The sequence below is a fragment of the Streptomyces sp. TRM68416 genome (genome assembly GCF_014596915.1).
Lineage (GTDB): Bacteria > Actinomycetota > Actinomycetes > Streptomycetales > Streptomycetaceae > Streptomyces.
Window position 1 is genome coordinate 78,867 of the sequence record NZ_JACVWU010000005.1, and the last position, 13,794, is coordinate 92,660.

Genomic DNA, 13,794 nt, shown 5'->3' on the forward strand with positions numbered 1-13,794 from the left:
ATGAAGGTAGACCCCTTCCAAACTGCGGAAACGCAGATTGGAGGGGGTCTCTTCGTATCCGTGGGCGGCCGGGACATTCCTGCCTCTTCCCCCCGGCCTCTTCCGCCCCTGACGCTCCCCCCGCCTCCGCCTACCGTCGGCGGGACGCCGCGTGCAGTGCGGTGGTGCTCGTGTGCCACATGTTGTCGGTGACGTTGATGGTGTGTCCGGGCGGCACGATCTCGTCGATGCGGTCGAGGACGTCGGTGGGGAGTTCGATGCCGTCGGCCGTCAGGTAGGACTCCAGGTGATCCATGGTGCGCGGGCCGACGATCGCGGAGGTGACCGCGGGGTGGCGGGTGGCGAAGGCCAGGGCCAGCTGGACGAGGGTGAGTCCGGCTTCGTCGGCGAGCGCCCCGAGGGCGTCGGCGGCGTCCAGCTTCGCGGCGTTCGCCGGGGCGGTGGCGTCGTAGACCGCGGAGAAGCGGGTCTGCCGGACCACCGAGCCCGGACCGGTGATCTGCCGCCCCTTGCGATAGCGGCCGGTGAGCCAGCCGCCGGCGAGGGGGCTGTAGGTGAGAACGCCCATTCCGTAACGCAGGCAGGTGGGCAGGACGTCGTACTCGGCGGCACGGTTCAGGAGGGAGTACGGGGGCTGCTCGGTGCGGAACCGTTCGCGGCCGCGGCGTTCGGCGGTCCACTGGGCCTCGACGATCTCGGAGCCGGCCACCGTCGACGCGCCGAACATGCGGATCTTGCCCGCGTGGACCAGGTCGGACAGGACGGCCAGGGTCTCGTCGAGGTCCACGGTCGGGTCGAGGCGGTGGACCTGATAGAGGTCGATCCAGTCGGTCCCCAGCCGGCGCAGCGAGCCTTCGACCGCCTTGGTGATCCAACGGCGGGACGTCCCGCGCTCGTTGGGGTCCTCGCCGAAGGGGAGGCCGACCTTCGTGGCGAGTACGACGTTCTCGCGCCGCCCGCCGCCGAGCGCCTTGCCCACGATCTGCTCCGACTCGCCGCCGGAGTAGAAGTCCGCGGTGTCGATGAAGTTGATCCCGGCGTCGAGGGCGCGCTGGATGATCTTGACGGAGTCGTCGTGGTCGGTGTTCCCGAACGCGCCGAACATCATCGCGCCCAGGCACAGCGGGCTGACGGAGACGCCTGTACGTCCAAGGGGTCGGTAGTCCATGGAGGCTCCTGCTCCTCAAGTCGCCGCGAACGCGTCGCGGCATGGTGGGTGGGACCGGGCTCCGCGCATAAACGGATAGCCTGTCCGCTGACCGTACCGGAGAACCGGATAGCCTATCCACTTAAATCTTGGGGAGCTGAGATGACCTCGGACGAGAAGCCCTCCCCGGCGAGGCGCGCGGACGCCGAACGCAACCGCGGCAAGATCCTCGCCGCCGCCCGCGCCGCCTTCGCCGAACCCGGCGCCCCCGCCTCCATGGCCGAGATCTCCCGCCGCGCCGGAGTCGGCATGGCGACCCTCTACCGCAACTTCCCCAGCCGCCGAGAACTCCTGGAAGCGCTCTACGAGGACGAGGTCGACGCACTCTGCGCGGCCGCGGAGGCCGTCGCGGGCGACACGCCGGGGGAGTCGCTCATGGCCTGGCTGCACCGCTTCCACGCCTACTTCGCGAGCAAGCACGACATCGCCACCGAACTGCTCGCGGACTCCGGTGGCGACAGCCCCTTCTTCAGCGAGAACCGCGCCCGGGTCCTGGCCGCCGGCCGCCCCCTCCTCGTCGCCGCCCAGGAGGCCCACGAGGTCCGCGACGACCTCACCCTTGAGCAGATCTGCGACATGATCATCGCCATTGCCGGGATCGGCGGCGACCCCGACTACGTACAGCAGATCCTGCGGGTCGCGCTGGATGGCTTGCGCACGGCCTGACAGCGGCCCGGAACTGCTCAGTCCGGAACCGCTCAGCCCGGAACCGCTCGATCCGGAACCGCTCGGTGCGGATCACGGCAGGCCCCAAATCCCTTTGAGGCAAGCCGTGTTCTCTCCTAGGTTGGCCCGCGTGACGATCGAGGTGCCCCACCAGCCGCTGCCGATCGACCAGTCGGACGTTCGCTACGCCCACGGCCCCGACTCTGTCGCACAGCCAGGTGTGGCTCCGGGAGAGACGATCGAGTTCGACTGGAACGACAACGACAGTGGCGTATATCCCGGCACGTCCCGGAAGTTCTGGGTCCACGTGCCGGCGGGCTACGACCCTGCCGACCCGGCGTCACTCATGGTGTTCCAGGACGGATGGTGGTACCTGGACCCCGCAGGTGAGGTTCGCGGCGCGACCGTCCTGGACAACCTCGTGCACCGGGGTGACATCCCCGTCACCATCGGCGTGTTCGTCGACCCCGGCGTCCGCCCCGACGCCGAGGATCCGAAGAACCGCAACATCGAGTACGACGCGTTCGACGACCGATATGCCAGATTTCTCCTGAACGAGATCATCCCCGAGGTCACCAAGCGCTACTCGGTCACCGAGGACCCCGAGCGCTGGGGTATCTGCGGTGGCAGCAGCGGCGGCAACTGCGCGTTCACCGCGGCATGGCTTCGCCCCGACAAGTTCCGCCGGGTCATCGCGTTCCTGTCCAGCTTCACGCAAATGCCCGGCGGCAACCCCTACCCCGACCTCATTCCCCGCGTCCCCGGCAAGCCACTGCGCATCTTCCTCCAGGCGGGCCACCGCGACCTGCGCTGGAACGAGCCCGAGGGCAACTGGCTCGCCAGCAACCTGCGCGTCGCGGCCGCGCTCGCGGAAGCCGGCTACGACTTCCGCCTCGTCCTGGGCGACGGCGGTCACAGCCCCAACCACGGCGGCGTCCTGCTCCCCGACGCCCTCCGCTGGATGTGGCGTTCGGACGGCGGCTGAGTGCGGCCAGGTGGCGCCCCTCCCGCAACTCCGCCCCGCCCGAGGCACACTGACCTCATGTCCAGTCGTCGCAGAAGCTGCCCCGAGTGCCGTCGCGAGATCGCCGTGGTCGCCGGGCGGTTCGCACGGCACGATCCGCCCGGCGCGCGGGCCAACGGGGAACTCGTCTCGTGCCCCGGATCCCGCCGGCCCGCCCAGATCGGCACGCCCCAACCGTCCTTGGACGGCTACGTGGTGCCGGAATTCCCCGGCCAGATACCGCTGTTCTGACCCCGGTCGGACGAGCGGAGGGCGGCCCGCCGACTCACCCCGGCCGCGTCGAAGCGGCAGGCGTGTGCGCCCGCGCCCCCGGACCATCGGCCGCCCGTCGAGCCGCGGGCCCTCCAGGCTCACGCTGACCCTCCGGGCTTACGCTGACCCTCCGGCGCTTACGCGGGACGCCCGGCACTTACGAGGGACGCCCGGCACTTACGAGGGACGCCCGGCCGCGAACTTCCGCGCTCGGTGCGCCCCGCCCCTACCGCCGCTCGTCCGCAGCAGCTCCTCCGGTGCGGCGCGCACCGCCCCTACGCCGTCACCCTCAGTTCCCCGCCACCGACTTCACCGCCACCGCGACCGGCGCCGACCCGCTGACCAGTTCCAGCGTCAGTCCGGCCGTGGCGGATGTGTCGACCAGTTCGGCCAGTACGGCCGCCACGTCGTCGCGCGGCACCGGGCCGCGGCCCGTGTGCGCCTCCAGGCGGACCAGGCCGGTGCCGGCGTCGTTCGTGAGCATGCCGGGGCGCAGGATCGTCCAGTCCAGGGCGTCCAGCTTGCGCACATACGCGTCCGCCTCGCCCTTCGCGCGCAGATAGACGTCGAAGACCTCACGGCCCTCGTGCTTCGGGTCCGCGCCCATCGACGAGACGACCACGTACCGGCGTACGCCCGCCCGGACCGCCGCGTCCGCGAAGAGGATCGCCGCGTCCCTGTCCACCGTCTCCTTGCGGGCCGCCCCGCTGCCCGGGCCCGCGCCCGCCGCGAAGACCACCGCGTCCGCACCCTGCAGACGCGCCGCGACCTCCTCGACCGACGCCGACTCCAGGTCCAGCAGGACCGGTTCGGCACCCGCCTCCCGCAGGTCGTCGCCCTGCTCGGGGTGGCGGATGATGCCCGCTACCTCGTTCCCGCGCGCGGCGAGCAGTCGCTCCAGCCGCAGCGCGATCTGACCATGACCACCAGCGATGACAATGCGCATGCCTTCGACCGTACGCCCGCGCAGGGGCATCCGCCCCACGAGCGGAGGGCTGCGCAAGGGCATGGCCCTGGGCCCGGAAGCGCGCGGACTTCGGCCCGCGCGTGCGCCCATGACGTACAGGGCCACGCCAGGTCGGCAGGAGCCGCGCACGGCCCCGAGCTCACGCGGGTCAGTCAGCAGCCGCACAGGCCCCCGCACGCACCCGACTACAGCAGCCGTCGCGCACGCCCCCCGCACGCCCCCCGACTACAGCAGTCGCCGCGCACGCCCCCGCCCTCACGCCCGCACCAACTCTCCGTCACACGCCACTCCCCACTCCCCACCCCCCACCCCCAACACCCCCCTCAACTTCAGGACACCTCCCCCCGCCCCTGCCGAGGCAGCCCCAACTCCGCCGCGGCTGCCGAGTTGCAGTACTCCCGCACCGCGCTCGTCCGTGCCACCACCCGCCCCCGATGGATCACGATCCGGCTGTACGCCAGTGACAGCGCCCCCGCCAGCCGGTCCCCGCGCACCGCGAGGAGGTCGGCGGGGAAGCCTGCCTCGACGCGGACCTCGGGGAGGCCCAGCGCCGTCCGCGCGGCCGAACTGACCGTGTCGTAGGCGTCCTCGGGGCGCAGTCCGTAGCGGGACGCGAGCAGGTACGCCGCTTCCAGGGGATCGCCGCGGCCCACCGGGTTGGATACGTCCCGCAGGGCGCCGCTGCCCGCGGCCACCCGTACGCCGGCCGCGCGCAGCAGCCGTACGGGCGCCGTGCCGCGCTTCTCCACGCCCCCGCAGCCGCCCTGCGGCAGGCAGACCACCGTCACCCCGGCCGCCGCGAGCTGGTCCGCGGTGCGGCCCGCCACGTCGGAGGGCAGGCGCGCGAGGCCGGCGCACGGGCCCAGGGTCACCCCGGGCCGCAGCCCGCCGGCCATCGCCGCCAGGCGGGACAGGCGGGCCGGGTCCGCGGCGTCCGTGTGCAGGTCGACCGGGCAGCCGTGTTCGGAGGCCAGCTCCAGGACCGCCTCCACGTACCCCGTCGGATCGGGGTCCAGATCCGGACAGCCGCCCACCACGGACGCGCCCATCTTCACCGCGTCCCGCAGCATCGCCAGCCCGTCCGCCCCGGCCGCGCCGGTCAGCAGCCGGGGCATCGCCACCGCCGTCAACTCCGTGAGCCCGCGCAGCGAACGGCGTGCCTGGAGTACGGCGGCCAGCGCGCCGAGTCCCTGGACGTCGCCCACGCGCACGTGTGCCCGTAGCGCGGTCGCCCCGTGCCCGAGCTGGAGCAGAGCGGCCTCGGTCGCCCGGCGCTGGACGTCCTGGGGGTCGTAGGAGACGGGGCCCTCCGCGTCGGCGGACAGCGCGGTGTCGCCGTGGGCGTGCGGCTCGGCCGGGGCCGGCAGGAGCAGGAAGCCGCTGAGGTCCACGCGCGCCCCGCACGCGCGCGTGCCGCCCGCCGCCAGGCTCCCGGCGGTGCCCACCGCCTCGACGCGCCCGCCGCCCAGCCGGACGTCCACGGTCCGGCCGTCGGTGAGCCGCGCCCCGCACAGCAGCAGAGCGGCCGGATCGGATGCCCCCGAGGACGACGACGAGGACGACGACGAGGACGACGAAGAGGACGAATGGGGCGGCTGGGGCTGGCTGTCGGGCATCGCGCTCCAGGTGCTCGGTGCTCGGGCTGCGCGGGGGGACAAGATCACGCAGAGTGAGTCGAGCCTAGGGCGGTGATCCGCCCGCGGCCGGGAGGAGCGCAATAGTCGTACCGGTGTGGTCCGCCGTGCGGGCGACCAGCGGAGGAGGCTGCCGAGGCGCCTGGGACGCCCGCCGGATCAGGGCGCGGCGGGGGTCGCGAAACGGATTTGGGTGAACGGCGGCGGACCGTGTAATGTCTTCATCGCTCGCCCCAATAGCTCAGTCGGCAGAGCGTCTCCATGGTAAGGAGAAGGTCAACGGTTCGATTCCGTTTTGGGGCTCTGGTGTGAGAGGTTCCCGCCGCAAGGCGGGGCCCGATCGCATCACAGCGGTGTAGCTCAGTCGGTAGAGCAAGCGGCTCATAATCGCTGTGTCACCGGTTCAAGTCCGGTCACCGCTACTGACAGTAGCCGATTGTGGGGTCGGTCCTTCGATCGGCTACTCTTCTTTGCGTTAAATCAGTCCTATCCGTTCGTCAAGGAGCACTCCTGTGGCTGCCACCGACGTCCGCCCGAAGATCACGCTGGCCTGCGTGGAGTGCAAGGAGCGGAACTACATCACCAAGAAGAACCGGCGCAACAACCCGGACCGTCTTGAGATGAAGAAGCACTGCCCGCGTTGCAACGCGCACACCGCGCACCGCGAGACGCGATAAATCAGGCTCGTACGACGAGGCCGTCCCCATAACAGGGGGCGGCCTCGCGTCGTTCCGTCGGCCGGAACCGGGTGGTAACCCTCGGGCCGGCCATCGTCGAACCCCGCTGAGCTATCAGGAGGTGCCGAGCCCATGGCGCTCGACCAGTCCTTCGTCGGGCGGACCTATCCGCCCACCGATCCCTACGAGGTCGGCCGGGAGAAGATCCGTGAGTTCGCGGAGGCGGTGGGGGACGCCAACCCGGCGTACACGGACCCGGAGGCCGCCAAGGCTCTCGGCCACCCCGATGTGGTCGCCCCGCCGACCTTCGTCTTCGCGATCACCTTCAAGGCCGCGGGGCAGGTCATCGCCGACCCGCAGCTCGGCCTCGACTACAGCCGGGTCGTGCACGGCGACCAGAAGTTCGCCTACACCCGCCCCGTCAGGGCCGGTGACCGGCTGACCGTCACCTCGACCATCGAGGCGATCAAGTCCATGGCCGGCAACGACATCCTGGACATCCGCGGCGAGGTCCACGACGAGGCGGGGGAGCACGTCGTGACCGCCTGGACGAAGCTGGTCGCCCGCGCGGCCGAGGAGGCGTGAGCAATCCCATGACGGCGAAGATTTCGTACGCCGACGTCGAGGTCGGCACCGAGCTGCCCGCCCAGACCTTCCCGGTGACCCGCGCCACGCTCGTGCAGTACGCGGGTGCCTCCGGCGACTTCAACCCGATCCACTGGAACGAGAAGTTCGCCAAGGAGGTCGGCCTGCCGGACGTCATCGCGCACGGCATGTTCACCATGGCCGAGGCGATCCGCGTGGTCACCGACTGGACCGGGGACCCGGGCGCGGTCGTCGAGTACGGCGTCCGCTTCACCAAGCCCGTCGTCGTCCCGAACGGCGACCAGGGCGCCACGATCGAGGTCAGCGGCAAGGTCGCGGCCAAGCTCGACGACAACACCGTCCGCGTGGACCTCACGGCGACCAGCGCCGGGCAGAAGGTGCTGGGGATGTCACGGGCGGTTGTCCGGCTGGCCTGATGACTGTGTCGGGTGTGTAAGGGGCGTTCTCCATGGTGGGGCGCCCCTTACCGCGTTGAGGACCCCTACCGGCCCCAACGGGTGGGTGGGGGTGGGGGTTCCGTATGACGGGCGCGCTTGACTTAGTTAGTGATTGAGTACTAACTTACGCTGCATGGTCAGGATGAGTGCAGAGGAGCGACGTGAGAGCGTCATTCGCGCGGCGATGAGCGAGTTCGCCCGCGGTGGCTATCACGGCACGTCGACGGAGGCGATCGCCAAGCGGGTCGGCGTCTCGCAGCCGTATCTCTTCCGGCTCTTCCCGGGCAAGAAGGCGATCTTCCTGGCGGCGGCGACGCGGTGCGTCGAGGACACCATCCGCACGTTCGAGGAGGCCTCCGAGGGGCTGCGGGGCGAAGAGGCCCTGCATGCCATGGCGAACGCGTACACCAAGGTCATCGCGGAGCGTCCCGAGATGATGCTCCTGCAGATGCAGATGTACGTCGCCGTGGGGGCCGCCGAGGCGGAGGGGGACAGTGAGTTCGGGGCGGCGGTGCGCGAAGGCTGGATGCGGTTGTGGGACACCGTTCATCTGCCGCTGGGTGCCGACGTCAACGAGACGACGACGTTCATGGCGTACGGGATGCTCGTCAACTGTCTGGTCGCCATGGGATTTCCGCCCGAGCACCGGGTGCGGGAAGGGCTCTACCCGTCCGCCCGCACCAAGGGGCGGCTCGAACACTAAGTCGAGACGAGGCGAGTCGAGGAGAGGCGTTTCCGGCGCCTTTTCATGATCGTTGAAGTTAGTCATCAATAACTAACCACAGCTCGTGAGCACCCTCTGGGGGAGAGATGTCACAGCAGACCGCAGCACGTGGAAGGGCCGTGTGGGCCCTCGTCATCACCAGTGTCGCCGGGTTCATGGCGGCCCTCGACAACCTCGTCGTCACCACCGCACTGCCCTCCATCCGCGATGACCTGGGCGGGGCGCTGCACGACCTGGAATGGACGGTGAGCGCGTACACGCTCACCTTCGCCGTCCTGCTGATGTTCGGCGCGGCGCTCGGCGACCGCTTCGGGCGTCGGCGGCTCTTCCTCGTCGGGATCACGATCTTCACCGGCGCGTCCGCCGCGGCAGCCCTGGCGCCCGGCATCGACGCCCTGATCGCCGCCCGCGCGGTCCAGGGCGTCGGCGCGGCGATCATGATGCCGCTGACGCTGACCCTCCTGACGGCGGCCGTGCCCGCCGCCAAGCGTGGCTTGGTCTACGGCATCTGGGGCGCCGTGACGGGGCTCGCCGTGGCCTCCGGGCCGCTCATCGGCGGCAGCCTCACCGAGCACATCTCCTGGCAGTGGATCTTCTGGCTGAACGTTCCGCTCGGCCTGGTCCTGCTCCCGCTCGCCCGTCTGCGCCTGGCCGAGTCCTACGGCACCGGCGCCCCGCTCGACGTCCCCGGCACCCTGCTCGCCAGCGGCGGCCTCTTCGGCATCGTCTACGGCCTGGTCCGCGGGCCCGCCGACGGCTGGACCGCGCCCCTCGTCCTGACCGGCCTGCTCGCCGGGGCCGCGCTTTTGGCCGGATTCGTCCTCTACGGCACGCGCGCCAAGAACCCCATGCTGCCCATGCGGCTCTTCCGCTCCCGCGCCTTCTCCGGGATCAACGCCGCCAGCATGCTGATGTTCCTCGGCATGTTCGGCTCGATCTTCCTGCTCAGCCAGTACATGCAGGGCGTGCTCGGCTACTCGCCCACCGAGGCGGGCCTGCGGATGCTTCCCTGGACCGGCATGCCCATGCTGGTCGCGCCGATCGCCGGCATGCTCGCCGACCGGATCGGCGGCCGCCCGGTCGTGGCCACCGGCCTCTTTCTCCAGGCCGCGGGCCTTGGCTACCTGGCCTACGTCCTCACCACGGACGCCTCCTACGGCATCCAGCTGCCCGGACTGGTCATCAGCGGCATCGGCATGGCCCTGTTCTTCGCCCCGGCCTCCGCTGTGGTGATGTCCAGCGTCCGGGCCGCCGAGCAGGGCATCGCCTCCGGCGCCAACAACGCCCTGCGCGAGATCGGCGGCGCACTCGGCATCGCGATCATGTCGTCGATCTTCGCGGCCCAGGGCGGCTACGAGACCGGCCAGACCTTCGTCGACGGACTGCGCCCCGCCCTGATGACCGGCGCCGCGCTGGTCGCCCTCGCCGGAGTCGCGGCCCTGTGCATCCCGGGCCGGCGGAAACCCGAGAGCGGCACCGAACAACCGGCACCCCACGCGCGCGTGCTGGAAACCGCAGGCCACTGAGGAGGACACAGATCATGCCCACGCTTCCCTGGACCGTTCCGAACACCCCGCCGGCCGGTGTCGAGGTGCACGTCTTCGCCTCGCGCTTCGAGACCCGCACCCTGTGGGGCGCCCTGAAGTTCTTCCTCCGCACGCCCGGAGTGTGGCGGCAGGTCAGCCGGGCGCCCGGCGCCTACGGGGCCACCCTCAAGGCGCAGCCCCTGCGGCGGACCTTCTGGACCCTGTCCGCCTGGGAGTCGCCGCAGGCGCTCCGCGCGTTCGCCCGCTCCGGCCCCCACGCCCCGACCGCCCGGGGCCTCGCCCCGCAGATGAAGGACGCGAAGTTCGTCACCTGGACGGCGAAGAGCGAGGAACTCCCGCTCGACTGGGCCGAGGCCACCCGCCGCCTGAGCTGAGCCCGGACGACGTACGGACACGGCCCCGCCCGGAACGGCGGGGCCGTTCTCGTACCCTTGAGCCCGTGCAGGAACTCCACGACGCCCCCCTCGCCCCGCTGACCACCTTCCGGCTGGGCGGCCCGGCCACCCGGCTGGTCACCGCCACCACCGACGCCGAGGTGATCGCCGCCGTCCGCGAGGCCGACGCCGCCGGCACGCCCCTGCTGCTCATCGGCGGCGGCTCCAACCTGGTCATCGGCGACAAGGGCTTCGCCGGAACCGCGCTCGTCGTCGCCACCAAGGGCTTCGAACTCGTCGGCACCCGGCTGGAACTGGCCGCCGGCGAGGTGTGGACCGACGCCGTCGCCCGCACCGTCGAGGCCGGACTCGCCGGCATCGAGTGCCTGGCCGGCATCCCCGGCTCGGCCGGCGCGACCCCGATCCAGAACGTCGGGGCGTACGGCCAGGAGGTCTCCTCGACGATCACCGAGGTCATCGCCTACGACCGGCACTCCGGCCAGACCGTCACGCTCACGAACGACGAATGCGCGTTCACCTACCGCCACAGCCGCTTCAAGGCCCACCCCGAGCGGTACGTCGTCCTGCGCGTCCGCTTCGAGCTGGAGGACGCCGACGGGCTGTCCGGGCCGGTCAAGTACGCCGAGACGGCCCGCGCCCTCGGCGTCGAACCCGGCGACCGCGTGCCGCTGGCCGCCGCCCGCGAGACCGTGCTGAAGCTGCGCGCGGGCAAGGGCATGGTCCTCGACCCCGAGGACCACGACACCTGGTCGGCCGGGTCGTTCTTCACCAACCCGATCCTCACCGAGCCGCAGTTCGCCGCCTTCCGCGCGCGCGTGCGCGAGCGGCTCGGCGACGGCGTGGAACCCCCCGCCTACCCGGCGGGGGAGGGGCACACCAAGACCTCCGCCGCCTGGCTGATCGACAAGGCGGGCTTCACCAAGGGCTACGGCACCGGCCCGGCCCGCATCTCCACCAAGCACACCCTCGCCCTCACCAACCGCGGCGGGGCGACCACCGAGGACCTGCTCGCCCTGGCCCGCGAAGTCGTCGCCGGCGTCCACGACGCGTTCGGGATCACCCTCGTCAACGAGCCGGTGACGGTCGGCGTCAGCCTGTAAGGCCTTCCGGCTCCCCCTCAGCCCGCCAGCCAGGCGTCCACACCCGCCAGCAGCTTCGCCTTCTCCTCCTCCGGCGCCGCCGACGCCCGTACCGACTGGCGGGCCAGCTCCGCCAGCTCCTGGTCGGTGAAGGCGTGGTGCCGGCGGGCGATCTCGTACTGGGCGGCCAGGCGGGAGCCGAAGAGGAGGGGGTCGTCGGCGCCCAGGGCCATCGGGACGCCCGCCTCGAACAGCGTCCGCAAGGGGACGTCCTCGGGCTTCTCGTAGACCCCCAGGGCCACGTTGGACGCCGGGCAGACCTCGCACGTCACCTGCCGGTCGGCCAGCCGCCGCAGCAGCCACGGGTCCTCCGCCGCCCGCACACCGTGCCCGATCCGGCCTGCGTGCAGGTCGTCCAGGCAGTCCCGGACCGAGGCCGGGCCGGCCAGCTCGCCGCCGTGCGGAGCGGAGAGCAGACCGCCCTCCCGCGCGATGTGGAACGCCCGGTCGAAGTCCCGGGCCATGCCCCGCCGCTCGTCGTTGGAGAGGCCGAAGCCGATCACACCCCGGTCCGCGTACCGCACCGCCAGCCGGGCCAGCGTGCGCGCGTCCAGAGGGTGCCTCATACGGTTCGCGGCGACCAGCACCCGCATCCCCAGCCCGGTCTCCCGCGAGGTCGTCTCCACCGCGTCCAGGATGACCTCCAGGGCGGGGATCAGACCGCCCAGCCGGGGAGCGTAGGACGTCGGATCCACCTGGATCTCCAGCCACCCGGAGCCGTCCCTCAGATCCTCCTCCGCCGCCTCCCGCACCAGCCGCTGGATGTCCTCCGGCTCCCTGAGACACGAGCGGGCCGCGTCGTACAGCCGCTGGAAGCGGAACCAGCCCCGCTCGTCCGTCGCCCGCAGCCGCGGCGGCTCCCCGCTCGTCAGGGCCTCGGTGAGCGCCTCGGGCAGGCGCACGCCGTACTTGTCGGCCAGTTCCAGGACGGTGCCGGGCCGCATCGACCCGGTGAAGTGCAGGTGCAGATGGGCCTTCGGCAGCTCAGAGACATCACGTACACGCTCCATCCCAGGATCCTGCCGTACGCCCCTGCCGTCCCGGTAGCGCTTTCCCCGTTCGTGGTCTTGCTCGCACAAAGAAACACCCGCACAAAGAAACAGGGGCACCCACCGATACCGGTGAGTGCCCCTGAACGGGGACGTCAGTCCCGCGCCTCCGCCAGCAGCTTCTGGATGCGCGAGACGCCCTCGACGAGGTCCTCGTCGCCGAGCGCGTACGACAGCCGCAGATAGCCGGGCGTGCCGAAGGCCTCACCGGGTACGACCGCGACCTCGGCCTCCTCCAGGATCAGCGCGGCCAGCTCGACGCTGTCCTGCGGACGCTTGCCGCGGATCTCCTTGCCGAGCAGGCCCTTCACCGACGGGTACGCGTAGAACGCGCCCTCGGGCTCCGGGCAGACCACGCCGTCGATCTCGTTGAGCATCCGCACGATGGTCTTGCGCCGGCGGTCGAAGGCCTCGCGCATCGTCGCCACGGCGTCGAGGTTGCCCGACACCGCGGCCAGCGCCGCCACCTGGGCCACGTTGGACACGTTCGACGTGGCGTGCGACTGGAGGTTGGTCGCGGCCTTGACCACGTCCTTCGGGCCGATGATCCAGCCGACCCGCCAGCCCGTCATCGCGTACGTCTTGGCGACGCCGTTGACCACGATGCACTTGTCGCGCAGCTCCGGCAGGATCGCGGGCAGCGACACCGAGGTCGCGTCGCCGTAGACCAGGTGCTCGTAGATCTCGTCCGTCAGCACCCACAGACCGTGCTCGACCGCCCAGCGGCCGATCGCCTCGGTCTCGGCCTCGCTGTAGACGGCGCCGGTCGGGTTCGACGGCGACACGAACAGGACGACCTTCGTCTTCTCCGTGCGGGCCGCCTCCAGCTGCTCCACGGAGACGCGGTAGCCGGTCGTCTCGTCCGCGACGACCTCCACCGGGACACCGCCGGCCAGCCGGATCGACTCCGGGTACGTCGTCCAGTACGGGGCCGGGACGATGACCTCGTCACCCGGGTCGAGGATCGCGGCGAACGCCTCGTAGATGGCCTGCTTGCCGCCGTTGGTCACCAGGACCTGCGACGCGTCGACCTCGTAGCCGGAGTCGCGCAGCGTCTTCGCGGCGATCGCGGCCTTGAGCTCGGGCAGGCCGCCGGCCGGCGTGTAGCGGTGGTACTTCGGGTTCGAGCAGGCCTCGACGGCCGCCTGCACGATGTAGTCCGGGGTCGGGAAGTCGGGCTCGCCGGCGCCGAAGCCGATCACCGGACGCCCGGCGGCCTTGAGGGCCTTGGCCTTGGCGTCCACGGCGAGGGTGGCGGACTCGGAGATCGCGCCGACTCGGGCGGAGACCCGGCGCTCGGTGGGAGGGGTTGCAGCGCTCATGAGCCCATCGTTTCAGACCGGAAATCCGCCCGGCACGCGGGTTTCACAGACCGAACCGGGGCTGAACAACCGTCCGGATTCCCCCGCCACGCTGGGCGATCTTCCGGATCCAACGTCCCTACGGGCACTTTCTGTTCGACGGGGCGCC

General features: G+C 71.3%; 15 protein-coding genes and 2 tRNA genes. 12 read left to right on the forward strand and 5 right to left on the reverse strand.

What is annotated here, in order from left to right; genetic code table 11:
• Positions 1 to 130 precede the first annotated feature (130 nt).
• Positions 131 to 1,168, reverse strand: coding sequence for an aldo/keto reductase (locus ICC28_RS10115; RefSeq protein WP_188288144.1), 1,038 nt, complete (start codon positions 1,166 to 1,168; stop codon positions 131 to 133).
• A 141-nt stretch (positions 1,169 to 1,309) separates the two neighbouring features.
• Between ICC28_RS10115 and ICC28_RS10120 the strand changes: the two genes are divergently transcribed.
• The 3 genes from ICC28_RS10120 (at position 1,310) to ICC28_RS10130 (ending at position 3,128) form a co-directional block, all read left to right on the forward strand.
• On the forward strand, positions 1,310 to 1,873 hold the full coding sequence (locus ICC28_RS10120) for a TetR/AcrR family transcriptional regulator (protein ID WP_188288145.1): 564 nt from the start codon (positions 1,310 to 1,312) through the stop codon (positions 1,871 to 1,873).
• 130 nt (positions 1,874 to 2,003) lie between these two features.
• The gene (locus tag ICC28_RS10125) at positions 2,004 to 2,858 is read left to right on the forward strand and encodes an alpha/beta hydrolase (RefSeq protein ID WP_188288146.1); all 855 of its coding nucleotides are present in this window, start codon (positions 2,004 to 2,006) and stop codon (positions 2,856 to 2,858) included.
• Between the two features lie 57 nt (positions 2,859 to 2,915).
• Entirely contained in the window at positions 2,916 to 3,128 is a 213-nt protein-coding gene (locus ICC28_RS10130) for a hypothetical protein (RefSeq protein WP_188288147.1), read from the forward strand.
• Between the two features lie 310 nt (positions 3,129 to 3,438).
• Here the strand turns inward: ICC28_RS10130 and ICC28_RS10135 are convergent, their stop codons facing one another.
• Positions 3,439 to 4,095: an SDR family oxidoreductase gene (locus ICC28_RS10135; RefSeq protein ID WP_188288148.1), complete on the reverse strand. Its 657-nt coding sequence runs from the start codon at positions 4,093 to 4,095 to the stop codon at positions 3,439 to 3,441.
• A gap of 350 nt (positions 4,096 to 4,445) precedes the next feature.
• A complete protein-coding gene (locus ICC28_RS10140; RefSeq protein ID WP_188288149.1) occupies positions 4,446 to 5,732 on the reverse strand; it encodes an amidohydrolase family protein in 1,287 nt (428 codons plus the stop codon).
• Between the two features lie 248 nt (positions 5,733 to 5,980).
• Here ICC28_RS10140 and ICC28_RS10145 point away from each other — a divergent pair.
• The 9 genes from ICC28_RS10145 (at position 5,981) to ICC28_RS10185 (ending at position 11,236) form a co-directional block, all read left to right on the forward strand.
• A tRNA-Thr gene (locus ICC28_RS10145) sits at positions 5,981 to 6,053 on the forward strand.
• A 46-nt stretch (positions 6,054 to 6,099) separates the two neighbouring features.
• Positions 6,100 to 6,172, forward strand: a tRNA-Met gene (locus tag ICC28_RS10150).
• A gap of 90 nt (positions 6,173 to 6,262) precedes the next feature.
• On the forward strand, positions 6,263 to 6,427 hold the full coding sequence (gene rpmG / locus ICC28_RS10155; RefSeq protein WP_003948671.1) for a 50S ribosomal protein L33: 165 nt from the start codon (positions 6,263 to 6,265) through the stop codon (positions 6,425 to 6,427).
• Between the two features lie 132 nt (positions 6,428 to 6,559).
• Positions 6,560 to 7,012: a MaoC family dehydratase N-terminal domain-containing protein gene (locus ICC28_RS10160; RefSeq protein WP_188288150.1), complete on the forward strand. Its 453-nt coding sequence runs from the start codon at positions 6,560 to 6,562 to the stop codon at positions 7,010 to 7,012.
• 8 nt (positions 7,013 to 7,020) lie between these two features.
• Positions 7,021 to 7,449, forward strand: coding sequence for a MaoC family dehydratase (locus ICC28_RS10165; RefSeq protein WP_188288151.1), 429 nt, complete (start codon positions 7,021 to 7,023; stop codon positions 7,447 to 7,449).
• 154 nt (positions 7,450 to 7,603) lie between these two features.
• Positions 7,604 to 8,173 (forward strand): TetR/AcrR family transcriptional regulator, encoded by a 570-nt coding sequence (locus ICC28_RS10170; protein ID WP_188288152.1) that lies wholly within the window; start codon positions 7,604 to 7,606, stop codon positions 8,171 to 8,173.
• A gap of 107 nt (positions 8,174 to 8,280) precedes the next feature.
• Positions 8,281 to 9,720 (forward strand): MFS transporter, encoded by a 1,440-nt coding sequence (locus ICC28_RS10175; protein ID WP_188288153.1) that lies wholly within the window; start codon positions 8,281 to 8,283, stop codon positions 9,718 to 9,720.
• 14 nt (positions 9,721 to 9,734) lie between these two features.
• Positions 9,735 to 10,115, forward strand: coding sequence for a DUF3291 domain-containing protein (locus ICC28_RS10180; protein ID WP_188288154.1), 381 nt, complete (start codon positions 9,735 to 9,737; stop codon positions 10,113 to 10,115).
• A complete protein-coding gene (locus tag ICC28_RS10185) occupies positions 10,112 to 11,236 on the forward strand; it encodes a UDP-N-acetylmuramate dehydrogenase (protein WP_188288417.1) in 1,125 nt (374 codons plus the stop codon). Before ICC28_RS10180 ends, ICC28_RS10185 begins: the two co-directional genes overlap by 4 nt.
• A gap of 17 nt (positions 11,237 to 11,253) precedes the next feature.
• Here ICC28_RS10185 and ICC28_RS10190 read toward each other — a convergent pair whose 3' ends face one another.
• Together ICC28_RS10190 and ICC28_RS10195 are read right to left on the reverse strand one after the other, a co-directional pair.
• Positions 11,254 to 12,285 (reverse strand): adenosine deaminase, encoded by a 1,032-nt coding sequence (locus tag ICC28_RS10190; protein ID WP_188288155.1) that lies wholly within the window; start codon positions 12,283 to 12,285, stop codon positions 11,254 to 11,256.
• Positions 12,286 to 12,419: 134 nt separating this feature from the next.
• Positions 12,420 to 13,646 carry a pyridoxal phosphate-dependent aminotransferase gene (locus ICC28_RS10195; protein ID WP_188288156.1) on the reverse strand — a complete coding sequence of 409 codons (1,227 nt, stop codon included), beginning with the start codon at positions 13,644 to 13,646 and terminating at the stop codon, positions 12,420 to 12,422.
• Positions 13,647 to 13,794: the final 148 nt, after the last annotated feature.

Bases quoted from the DNA above. Each gene is read 5' to 3' on its own strand.
- ICC28_RS10115 (WP_188288144.1), bottom strand. From the start codon at position 1,168: ATGGACTACCGACCCCTTGGACGTACAGGCGTCTCCGTCAGCCCGCTG.
- ICC28_RS10120 (WP_188288145.1), top strand. From the start codon at position 1,310: ATGACCTCGGACGAGAAGCCCTCCCCGGCGAGGCGCGCGGACGCCGAA.
- ICC28_RS10130 (WP_188288147.1), top strand. From the start codon at position 2,916: ATGTCCAGTCGTCGCAGAAGCTGCCCCGAGTGCCGTCGCGAGATCGCC.
- ICC28_RS10135 (WP_188288148.1), bottom strand. From the start codon at position 4,095: ATGCGCATTGTCATCGCTGGTGGTCATGGTCAGATCGCGCTGCGGCTG.
- ICC28_RS10140 (WP_188288149.1), bottom strand. From the start codon at position 5,732: ATGCCCGACAGCCAGCCCCAGCCGCCCCATTCGTCCTCTTCGTCGTCC.
- ICC28_RS10160 (WP_188288150.1), top strand. From the start codon at position 6,560: ATGGCGCTCGACCAGTCCTTCGTCGGGCGGACCTATCCGCCCACCGAT.
- ICC28_RS10165 (WP_188288151.1), top strand. From the start codon at position 7,021: ATGACGGCGAAGATTTCGTACGCCGACGTCGAGGTCGGCACCGAGCTG.
- ICC28_RS10170 (WP_188288152.1), top strand. From the start codon at position 7,604: ATGGTCAGGATGAGTGCAGAGGAGCGACGTGAGAGCGTCATTCGCGCG.
- ICC28_RS10175 (WP_188288153.1), top strand. From the start codon at position 8,281: ATGTCACAGCAGACCGCAGCACGTGGAAGGGCCGTGTGGGCCCTCGTC.
- ICC28_RS10180 (WP_188288154.1), top strand. From the start codon at position 9,735: ATGCCCACGCTTCCCTGGACCGTTCCGAACACCCCGCCGGCCGGTGTC.
- ICC28_RS10190 (WP_188288155.1), bottom strand. From the start codon at position 12,285: ATGGAGCGTGTACGTGATGTCTCTGAGCTGCCGAAGGCCCATCTGCAC.
- ICC28_RS10195 (WP_188288156.1), bottom strand. From the start codon at position 13,646: ATGAGCGCTGCAACCCCTCCCACCGAGCGCCGGGTCTCCGCCCGAGTC.